Here is a 10,221-nt window from a genome sequence, read left to right on the forward strand (position 1 = left end):
AGTCAATAGGTTTTTCATCAAAATTAACTTGCATTATTTCAGCAGATTTAGCAGAAAGTTTTAAAATAACTTTGTGATTTCCGACAAATTTTGCTTCAAAAAACAGTTTTTTGATAGTTTGCATTTCACTGTCATTAAAAACGGTGACCTGTGGATATTTGGGCAAATATTCTTCTTCAACCTCTATGTGCCTGATGGTTGTAATTCCGGTATTTTTTTTTTCTGAAATTACTGTTGTTGTGGCGGCAATGTCACCCAACCGTTGCCCCTTTCCGTTAAGTAAAATGGTTACCACAGCCACTGCCCCACTTGTAAAACTGATATCGACCAATCGTAGCAACCATCGCAATAAGTAATTTGACAATGCGGGCTTTGAACCATCCAGTTTGACCACCCTTATTTTCATTGCTGCTTTTCCGGGTGTTTGTCCGTTCCAAAGGGTTTCCCAAAGCAAATGATAAAGAAAAACAGGCAACCCGATTGTCATAATAAGCAAAAATATACTTCCGGTTCCAAAATTTGTTTGTGAAAGAGTAAAAATAACTATAAAAATATAAAACCCAACAATCAAGGTGTCAAGAAGGTAGGCCAGGATACGTTCACCAATGCCGGCAACATTTTGAGAAATCGTGACATTTTGTGCAGTTTCTATTTGAAAATTATCCATTTAATCTGTTTCTTTGGAAAAGCAATTTCTTATTAAATGCGGGAAGCAGCATTTGTAAAACAAAATAAAGATAAATGGATAAGATTTGAAAGTGTTCTTAGGAATAATATTCAAATTAATCCCGATGAGCTCAGCGGACTGTACATTGAAGTTACAGACCATTTGAGTTATGCCCAGACTTTTTACCCCAAAAGCGAGACTTTAAGATACCTGAATAGTCTGGCTGTTTTAGCACATAATAAGATTTACAAGAACAAAAAAGAATCCCGGAACAAGCTCATTACATTCTACACTAAGGAGTTTCCTTTGTTTTTCTATCAATACCACAAACAATTACTTGTTGCGTTTTTGTCTTTTACATTATTTGTGACCATTGGCGCATTTTCTGCAGCAACCGATGGCGATTTTGTCAGGTTGATTATGGGCGACGGTTATGTGAATATGACCATCAGCCACATTGAACAGGGCGACCCCATGGCGGTCTATAAAAAAATGGGCGAAATGGAAATGTTTCTGGGTATTACCGTCAACAACATCAGGGTGGCACTCAATGCCTTTGTATTTGGCATATTCTTAAGCATTGGAAGCCTTTATATCCTTATGCGCAATGGCATTATGCTGGGGTCTTTTCAATACTTTTTTTATGATTACAACCTGTTTTGGGAATCAGTGAGAACCATCTGGATTCATGGAACGATTGAAATTTCAGTCATCATTGTAGCCGGTTGCGCCGGATTGGTTTTAGGAAACAGCATATTATTTCCCGGTACTTATACCCGACTTCAATCTTTCGTTAGAGGAGCAAAAGACGGCTTGAAAATTATTGTCAGTACCATTCCGTTTTTTATCATTGCCGGATTTTTGGAGGGATTTGTAACCCGTCATACCGAAATGCCCGATTGGTTGGCAATACTCATCATTGGAGGATCGCTTTACCTCATTTTATTTTACTATGTATTCTATCCCATCAAACTAAATAAAACAAAACTAAATCAATCATGAAAGAAGTTATAGATTTTAAACAACAGCGTGATATTGGTGCCATCATCACCGATGTGTTTAAGTTTATCAGGCTTGAAGGCAAAACCCTTGGTCTACTAATTTTAAAAATTTCAGGACCGGCTATGCTGGTGGTGATTGTGAGTTATATATATTATATACAATCTACCTTAGGCGATTTTGAGCGTATTTTTACAGCACCTTCACTTCTTTCAAATACTATCCTTTCAGTATTGCTTTTGCTCGGCTCATACATCGCTTTTTATGCCTTGCTCTATGGTGCTGTTTTTGGGTATATTAAAAACTATATCGAAACAAACGGAAATGTAAACCCTGAAGATGTATCACAACTGGCTAGAAACTATTTCTGGAGTTACATTGGCTTGAATATTATTGTAGGTCTGATGGTTGGTATTGGTATAGTCTTGTGCTTCCTACCCGGTATTTATCTGGCTGTGTGTTTTTCGATGTCATTTCCTATGCTGATGTTTGAACGCAAAGATATGGGCAATGCCATCAGTAACAGTTTTAAACTCATCAAGGATGAATGGTGGATTACTTTTGCTACCCTTATTGTAATTTATATTCTGTATTATGTAATTGCTTTCATATTTCAGTTACCTCAACTCATTTATTATTTAGCAAAAATATTTACAATGATGGATGAGGTTTCAGGCAATCCTTTTGAAATAATTGACTGGATATCTATAAGTCTGGATGTTTTTTCAATGATAGCTCAATATTTTCTTTTCGCCTTAATTCTTATAGCAACTGCGTTTATTTATTTTCATCTAAACGAAAAGAAAAACTTTACCGGAACCCTTGAAACCATTGACAGACTTGGAGAAAGAGAAGGAGAAATTTAAAGTTGGAAGTACAAAGTTAGAAGTTAAAATTCGCTTAGAATGAGGTCATACCTGTTTATATTATTTTTTTTCCTTGCGGGAGTTTCCGGATTTTCATTTTCGTCAGATGAATTTCAGTTGCATCCTGAAGTTAAATATGACCAAACTTCTGATGTAACCCCTGTTTCTTTCGACCCTTCTAAAACCGAAAAATACCAAAATGACCCCTATTTTGATTATACCGAAAAAATTCAGGAAGACAATCTGTGGCAGCAATTCAAAAGATGGGTATACAGGCATTGGATAAATTTCTGGACATGGTTGTTTGGGGATTTTAAATCAAACTCTTTTCTCTATTTTCTTTACAAAGCAATGCCTTATATCATTATTGGTGGTATAGTTATATTTCTAATCTGGCTGTTTTACAAGTTAAATCCGGGTTCGGGCTTGCTGTACTCTAAAGATGAAGCACAGGTATTTTTTACCGAAGAAGAAAAAATCATCAAATCTGAAGACATTCAAGCCTTGATTGACGATGCACTGGCAAATAAAAACTACAGGCTGGCAGTGAGGTATTATTTTTTACTCATCCTTAAAAGCTTAAGCGAAAACGAAATCATTAACTACCAATTTGACAAAACCAATTCAGATTATATCAGGGAAATCAAACAGGAGCATCTCTCTTCTCAATTCAAAAAATCGGCGGTTATATATGAGTATGTTTGGTATGGCAATTTTGAGGTTTCTGAAACAGATTTTACAAAGGCTAAATACCAGTTTATAACTCTAAAAAACAACATCAGCAAGAAAAGTGAGTAATCTTCAAAAAATAACATTAATTCTTTTTCTGATAGTTATCGGGGGGCTGGTGTATGTGGAGGCTACCAAACCGCCACCGCTCAACTGGTTTCCCAGCTACAACAAGCTGGATAAAATTCCTTTGGGCAATTATATTATTTATGACCACCTGAAATCACATTTTAAGGAAAAACTGGTAGATGTGGATTTACCGCCTTTTGTAAACCTGCGTGACAACAAACCGGAAGGAGTTTATTTATTTATCAATGACGGTCTCTGGTTTGATGATGAAGAGCTCCACCTGCTTTTGGATTGGGTAGATCAAGGCAATACAGTTTTTCTTTCCGCTAATCGTTATTCCAGGAATTTACTGGACACTCTTGGCCTGGAAATAAAAACATTTTTAATGAGGGACCGTTTTAGTACAGAGCCTCAACTTAACCTTGTAAACAAAAAACTGGAAGCTGAAAAGCCTTACCACATCCCTCAAAATTTTAATATCCCCTATTTCAGCACAATAGACACGCTTTCACACATTGTTTTGGGAATAGCCCAACCTTTTGAAAGCGACCAAATCATGGATATGGCGCGTCCTAATTTTTTAAAGGTTCCTTTTGGGAAAGGGGCTGTTTTTATGTACAACCAACCGGAAATTTTCAGTAATTACTTTTTGGTTAACCATGAGAACAACCCTTTTACAGAAAATGTCCTGTCATACATCAACACCGGTAAGACCATTCATTGGGACAATTACTACAAAACAGGGCGCCGTTTTGATGTATCGCCCCTAAAAATATTATTGAGTACCAAAGCCCTCAAATGGGCTTATTATTTTGTTTTAATTGGCGTATTGCTGTTTGTTATTTTTGAAGGAAAACGTAAACAGCGCACCATTCCAATTATACCCAAACTGAACAACAAGACCTATGAATACACACAAACCATAGCATCAATTTATTTGGATAAAAAGGATAACAGGGAAATTGCCACAAAAATGATTGCCGGTTTTCAGGAATACATCAGGTTAAAACTTCGTGTGCAAACTGAACATTTAAACAGGCGTTTTTTTGAAGAAGTAGCTTCAAGAAGCAATCACACACCAGACGAAGTGATTGCTATATTCAATGACATCAAAACCATTCAAAACCGAGCTGAAATTTTTAATGACGAGCTCGTAACTTTCTACAATAAAATACATAATTTTAAAACAAAAACAGATGGAAAATCCTGAAAACATTAATGATGAGCTAAATTTTGGCAACAGAATCCAATTGGACGAACTCAAAGAAGCCGTCGAGTCCATCAAATCACAGCTTGGAAAAGTGATTATTGGTCAAAATGAGTTTATTGAACAACTCATTGTGAGTCTTTTGGCAAACGGCCACGTTTTGATTGAAGGTGTTCCCGGAATTGCAAAAACCATCACAGCAAAATTGTTTGCAAAAACCCTGAAAACAAAATTCAGCCGGATCCAGTTCACACCTGACTTGATGCCCAGCGATGTTTTGGGAACTTCGGTATTTAACTCAAAAACCACCGAATTTGAGTTTAAAAAAGGCCCTATTTTTTCTAATGTAGTTTTGATTGATGAAATCAACCGGGCACCGGCAAAAACCCAGTCGGCACTTTTTGAAGTAATGGAAGAACGCCAAATCACCATAGACGGGACAAAATACATCATGGACTATCCGTTTATGGTGGTGGCCACACAAAACCCGCTGGAGCAGGAAGGCACCTATGCCCTGCCCGAAGCACAGCTCGACCGGTTTCTGTTTAAAATAAAAGTGGGCTACCCCACTCTTGATGAAGAAATCATCATTTTAAAATCACATGACAGTCGCAAACTCAATCTCCCTGAAGCTGAAATTGATGCCCTACTAAACATTGAACAATTAAAAAAGTTTAGGTTACAGGTTCAGGATATTTTGATCGATGAAAAATTATTTAATTATATCGCTCAGATAATTGACAAAACAAGAAACCATCCCCATTTGTATTTGGGTGGATCGCCCAGGGCATCAATTGCTATTATGAACACATCAAAAGCCTATGCCGCAATTGCCGGCAGGGATTTTGTCATTCCCGATGATATTAAAAAAACACTCCATCCGGTATTGAATCACAGGATTATCCTTTCCCCAGAAAGGGAAATGGAGGGCATGACCCCTGAAACTGTTATCCAAATGATTACGCAATCTGTTGAAATTCCCAGATAAATGCTGAAATTCATCAAAACATTATACCTGACCGAACGGTTTTTTAAAATCCTGACCGGAATAGCGCTTTTATTTCTGCTGTCTTACTGGTTTCCGGGTCTTTACGGTTTGGTCTGGTTAATTGTTTTGGCGTTTATTTTTTTGATTTTAACCGAAATAACCATGCTGTATAAATCGGCTGGTTTAAAAGGAGAGCGCATACTTCCCGAAAAATTCTCCAACAGTGATGCCAATTATGTTTTACTGAAATTTCACAACCAATACAACTTTAAAGTTCAGGTAGAAATTATTGATGAATTGCCTGTTCAGTTCCAAAAAAGGGATTTCTTGATGACCGCCAATCTCAACGGTAATCAAACTAAAACGCTTACTTATGATGTAAGACCTGTAGAGCGTGGTGAGTATTACTTCGGAAATTTGAATTGTTTTGTTTCTACTTCTATTCTATTAGTAAAAAGAAGACACCGCTTCAATTACAATCAAATGGTTAAGGTGTACCCTTCTTTCATCCAGATGAAAAAATATGATTTTCTGGCAATGGACAGCAAACTTAGCTTTTTAGGGCTTAAGAAAATCAGACGTATTGGCCACACCATGGAGTTTGAGCAAATCAAAGAGTATGTTTCAGGTGATGACGTCCGTTCAATTAACTGGAAAGCCACGGCTAAGAAATCACATTTAATGGTCAACCAGTACCAGGACGAAAAAATGCAACCCATTTACTCCATCATCGACTCCGGAAGGGTGATGAAAATGCCTTTCAATGAACTGAAGTTATTGGATTATGCCATCAACAGCACCCTTGCATTTTCAAACATTGCCCTCAAAAAAGGCGATAAAGTGGGATTGATTCAATTTTCAAATAAAATTCACAAAATAATCCCTGCACAGGCCAAACGAACTTATCTAAGCACCATACTGGAAACCCTTTACAACCTGAATACTAATTTTCTTGATTCTGATTTTGGGCTGTTGCAGGCTAGTATAAAAAGAAGCATCACTCATCGAAGCCTGATCATGCTATACACCAATTTTGAGCATATCTCTTCACTTCAAAGGCAGTTAAAATATCTTCAGGCTATAGCCAAAAAACACGTGTTAGTAGTCATTTTCTTTGACAACACAGAGTTGGTAAAGTTGGCAGAAAAAAGAGCAGAAAATCTCACCGAAATTTATGAAAGCACTATCGCTCAACAATTTCAGCACGATAAAAAACTAATTGTAAAAGAGTTACAACAAAAAGGTATTCAATCTATTCTCACCACACCGGAAGACCTTACCATCAACACCATCAACAAGTATCTGGAAATTAAAGCCAAAGGTTTGATTTAGAGATAAAATTTTATAAGACATTCTTATAATATTCTTAAATTTACATCAGAAAAACAAATACTATGACCATTACCCAATTAAAATATGTTTTGATGGTGGCTGAGCATCAAAACTTCACCAAAGCCGCAGAAAAAACCTTTGTCACCCAGCCCACGCTTAGTATGCAAATTCAGAAACTTGAGGAAGAATTAGACATCCTCATTTTTGATCGCAGTACAAAGCCATTAAGGCTTACTGACATCGGAAAAAAAATTGTGGAACAAGCCAGAAACATTGTCAATGAGGCAGATCGTATGCAAGATATTGTTGACCAGCAAAAAGGGTTTATTGGTGGCGAATTTAGGTTAGGAATCATTCCAACGGTTATGCCCACTCTGCTCCCCATGTTTTTAAAAGCGTTCAGTAATCGCCACCCTAAAGTTCACTTAAAGATTGAAGAGTTAAACACTGAAGAATGTATCAAACGACTGAACGATGGCCACTTGGATGCTGCCATAGCCGCTACCCCACTTCGTCAGGAAAATATCAAAGAGCGCGTTTTATATTATGAGCCTTTTGTGGCTTACATTACCGAAAACCACAGACTTTTTTCCAAAAAACACATCACAATTGGCGATTTGGATATAGACGACATACTTTTACTTGAAGACGGGCACTGCTTCAGGGACGGAGTCATTAATCTCTGTAAAGTTTCCAACAGGCCTGAAACAGACAAATTTCAATTGGAAAGCGGAAGTTTTGAAACACTTATCAAGCTTGCTAATGAAGGCTTGGGAATGACCCTGCTACCCTATTTGCACACACTTGACATCAAGGAAAAAGAGAAAAAATACCTACATTTTTTTAAAGAACCCTCACCGGCTCGGGAGGTAAGCTTACTGCAACATAAAAGCGAGCTCAAACTTCAGATTGTAGATGCTTTACACAATGTTATTTCGGGAGTAATTAGAGGTGCGATTGCTTTTCAGGACGTAAAAATTATCAGTCCTTTGAAAAATAAAAAACAAGCTTCCTAAATCGTTGAAACAATAAATGGGAAAAAATTACATTAACACTTAAAACCAACCGAAATGTTGTACACTAACAATTTAGGAAGCTAAATATTTTTAATTTCTAAGGTTTTAAATAAATTAAACATTGATTAAGTTCAGGGTTTAGTTTAATAAGTGAATTAACCCAGACTTTCAACTCCTCAATTTCATAAGGAAGTAATCTTTTCAATGCTTTTTGAAGTTCTTTGCAAAAAAGGTTAGCGTCAAAACTAACTTTTGCAAGTACAGCTTTGGTGTAATCAAACATTGCTCTAGCCATAGTATAAATGGTATTAGAATAATTTAATAATTAAATCAACTATAGTAAATTTGCTTAATAGGCAGGGCGTTTTTGTTTAACCAACACAATTTAGTAAAAATTTGGATTCAAAGCTTTAAAAATCGGAACTTTAACATTAATGGGCTTATCATTTTTGGAGTCATAACGCTGTAACCCTTCATTTTTAATGACCTCGATAAAATAAAACTGTACTGAGAGTTTTGATTAAAATATCCAAGTCCAGAAAAACACTCCGCTTTTTGATATAATATAAATCATACTGTAATTTTTCAAGGGCATCTTCCTTTGAAGCTGCATAGTTGCAATTTACCTGAGCCCAGCCTGTCAATCCGGGTTTGATAATGTGCCTGACTTCATAAAAAGGAATTTCTTGAGAAAGCTCTTTAACAAAAACCGGACGTTCCGGCCTGGGGCCAATGATGCTCATGTCTCCCCTCAGAACATTAAAAAATTGAGGTATTTCATCCAATCTTGTTTTTCTTAAAAACTTTCCAAATTTTGTAACTCTAACATCCTCTTTTGTTGCCCAGGTTGCACCATTTTTTTCTGCATTTAATATCATGCTTCTTAGTTTGACAATGAAAAATGTTTTTCCGTTTTTTCCAACTCGTTCTTGAAAATAAAATAATGGACCACGATTACCTATTAGGTTTCCTACAAATATTATTGGAAACACTATTATTCCGAAAATTAAACCTACTATGGATATTAATGTATCTATAAGCTTGTGAAAAAAAAGGTACAGTTTATTTTGATTGCTTCTACTGAATGGAAAATATCTGTAAAAATCTTTATCAACATGATGTACAGGCACTCTATGGGTTAAATCTTCATAAACTTGAGTATACTCCTTAATTGAAAAGCCTTTTTCAAGTAAGTCTAATAACTGAGTGTATGTTGGAAGTGTTAAGCGTTTAGATAAATTTCCGGCAACTATAATTTCTGAAATTGAATTTTCTGATATAATTTGCTTTAAATCTTGGGTTTTAAACTCCAATAAGCTTGAAACTTCATTAATATTTTCTTTTCCGGTATTAACAAAACCTATGACCTTAAAATTTGGGTCGGATTTCTCTACCGCATCTGCCATAATTTTTGCGTTGCTTGAATTTCCAATAATTAATATTCGCTTATAAAATCTCGGAGATGATATAAAAGTAATATATGCAAGGCGCCATAAAAACAGGGCAACAATAATGGCTAAAAAGAAATAAATAATTTGCAAACGATTGCTTGGTAATTGTGGCGTGTAAAATGGGGTGAGTAAATAAAATAAAACCGTCAACGAACTTGTAAGTACAATATTTTTAAAAACAATATCAATTTTACTGGCCTTTTGGAGGTCATAAAGTTCAAATACGGTTCCAAAAATTGACAGATACAACGCCAATACGATCAACCACTCCCAACGATCATTTGCAACTTTAAAATAATCAAAAACAAACAAAACCCCCACACCATACAGTACAAGAAATACAGATACGATATCCAGTATTCGCAAAAGAACTTTACGTTCAGAAATCTCAAAATGAATTTTTGAAGTGTTGGTCATTTAGTTTTGATTAGGGGCTTAAATTTACAATTAATTAGTCTAAAATTTTAAACCATTGGTGTTTAACTTTTTCCCAATCAAAAGTTTCTGCTTTTTGTCTTGCATTAATGGCAAGATTTTCAGCCAGTTCATGATTTGCCAAAATTTTCTTTACTGCAGATAAAAATTTATCGACATTATCTTGTTCTACGAGCAAGGCATCTTTTCCGTCATCAAGAAGAAACGGTATTCCGCCCACATTGGTAGAGACCACCAGTAACCCTAAAGCCATAGCCTCAATCATACTTACAGGTGCATTGTCAAAGTTTGTGGTATTGATAAAAATGGAATAGTTTTCGGCAAGTTTTATCCAGGCTTCTTTATCAAGTTTTCCGGTAAAAATTACGGGCAAATTATTTTTTTTAGCGTAAGCTTTACACTGTTTAAGTGAACCATCTTTTTCAGGCCCCACCATACAAAGTGACAGCTGCGGAAAATGTG

General features: G+C 36.0%; 11 protein-coding genes. 7 read left to right on the plus strand and 4 right to left on the minus strand.

From position 1 onward, the window contains the following. Positions 1-667: RDD family protein (locus AC6F75_RS12245; RefSeq protein WP_500715323.1), on the minus strand; the 667-nt coding region annotated here is incomplete at its 3' end. Positions 668-703: 36 nt separating this feature from the next. Between AC6F75_RS12245 and AC6F75_RS12250 the strand changes: the two genes are divergently transcribed. The 7 genes from AC6F75_RS12250 (at position 704) to AC6F75_RS12280 (ending at position 7,873) form a co-directional block, all read left to right on the plus strand. Then, positions 704-1,669 carry a stage II sporulation protein M gene (locus AC6F75_RS12250; RefSeq protein ID WP_500715324.1) on the plus strand — a complete coding sequence of 322 codons (966 nt, stop codon included), beginning with the start codon at positions 704-706 and terminating at the stop codon, positions 1,667-1,669. After that, positions 1,666-2,532, plus strand: coding sequence for a hypothetical protein (locus AC6F75_RS12255; protein ID WP_500715325.1), 867 nt, complete (start codon positions 1,666-1,668; stop codon positions 2,530-2,532). Before AC6F75_RS12250 ends, AC6F75_RS12255 begins: the two co-directional genes overlap by 4 nt. Before the next feature lie 39 nt (positions 2,533-2,571). After that, on the plus strand, positions 2,572-3,330 hold the full coding sequence (locus tag AC6F75_RS12260; protein ID WP_500715326.1) for a DUF4129 domain-containing protein: 759 nt from the start codon (positions 2,572-2,574) through the stop codon (positions 3,328-3,330). Beyond that, positions 3,323-4,540 carry a DUF4350 domain-containing protein gene (locus AC6F75_RS12265; RefSeq protein ID WP_500715327.1) on the plus strand — a complete coding sequence of 406 codons (1,218 nt, stop codon included), beginning with the start codon at positions 3,323-3,325 and terminating at the stop codon, positions 4,538-4,540. Before AC6F75_RS12260 ends, AC6F75_RS12265 begins: the two co-directional genes overlap by 8 nt. Then, positions 4,527-5,525, plus strand: coding sequence for an AAA family ATPase (locus AC6F75_RS12270; protein ID WP_500715328.1), 999 nt, complete (start codon positions 4,527-4,529; stop codon positions 5,523-5,525). The genes AC6F75_RS12265 and AC6F75_RS12270 overlap by 14 nt, the downstream gene beginning before the upstream one ends. Then, positions 5,526-6,857, plus strand: coding sequence for a DUF58 domain-containing protein (locus tag AC6F75_RS12275; RefSeq protein ID WP_500715330.1), 1,332 nt, complete (start codon positions 5,526-5,528; stop codon positions 6,855-6,857). It begins immediately after the preceding gene. Between the two features lie 62 nt (positions 6,858-6,919). Then, positions 6,920-7,873, plus strand: coding sequence for a LysR substrate-binding domain-containing protein (locus AC6F75_RS12280; protein ID WP_500715332.1), 954 nt, complete (start codon positions 6,920-6,922; stop codon positions 7,871-7,873). A 97-nt stretch (positions 7,874-7,970) separates the two neighbouring features. On the opposite strand, the gene AC6F75_RS12285 is transcribed toward AC6F75_RS12280, so the two are convergent. From AC6F75_RS12285 to AC6F75_RS12295, 3 genes are all read right to left on the minus strand, one after another. Continuing rightward, on the minus strand, positions 7,971-8,168 hold the full coding sequence (locus AC6F75_RS12285; RefSeq protein ID WP_500715333.1) for a hypothetical protein: 198 nt from the start codon (positions 8,166-8,168) through the stop codon (positions 7,971-7,973). Positions 8,169-8,352: 184 nt separating this feature from the next. Continuing rightward, complete coding sequence (locus AC6F75_RS12290) at positions 8,353-9,741, minus strand: exopolysaccharide biosynthesis polyprenyl glycosylphosphotransferase (RefSeq protein WP_500715334.1); 1,389 nt, start codon at positions 9,739-9,741, stop codon at positions 8,353-8,355. A 34-nt stretch (positions 9,742-9,775) separates the two neighbouring features. Next, positions 9,776-10,221 (minus strand): glycosyltransferase (locus AC6F75_RS12295; protein WP_500715336.1); only part of this gene is annotated, 446 nt, incomplete at its 5' end.

It is taken from the genome of Planktosalinus sp. (assembly GCF_059864935.1).

Bases quoted from the DNA above. Each gene is read 5' to 3' on its own strand.
- AC6F75_RS12260 (WP_500715326.1), top strand. From the start codon at position 2,572: ATGAGGTCATACCTGTTTATATTATTTTTTTTCCTTGCGGGAGTTTCC.
- AC6F75_RS12270 (WP_500715328.1), top strand. From the start codon at position 4,527: ATGGAAAATCCTGAAAACATTAATGATGAGCTAAATTTTGGCAACAGA.
- AC6F75_RS12285 (WP_500715333.1), bottom strand. From the start codon at position 8,168: ATGGCTAGAGCAATGTTTGATTACACCAAAGCTGTACTTGCAAAAGTT.
- AC6F75_RS12280 (WP_500715332.1), top strand. From the start codon at position 6,920: ATGACCATTACCCAATTAAAATATGTTTTGATGGTGGCTGAGCATCAA.
- AC6F75_RS12290 (WP_500715334.1), bottom strand. From the start codon at position 9,741: ATGACCAACACTTCAAAAATTCATTTTGAGATTTCTGAACGTAAAGTT.
- AC6F75_RS12250 (WP_500715324.1), top strand. From the start codon at position 704: ATGCGGGAAGCAGCATTTGTAAAACAAAATAAAGATAAATGGATAAGA.
- AC6F75_RS12275 (WP_500715330.1), top strand. From the start codon at position 5,526: ATGCTGAAATTCATCAAAACATTATACCTGACCGAACGGTTTTTTAAA.
- AC6F75_RS12255 (WP_500715325.1), top strand. From the start codon at position 1,666: ATGAAAGAAGTTATAGATTTTAAACAACAGCGTGATATTGGTGCCATC.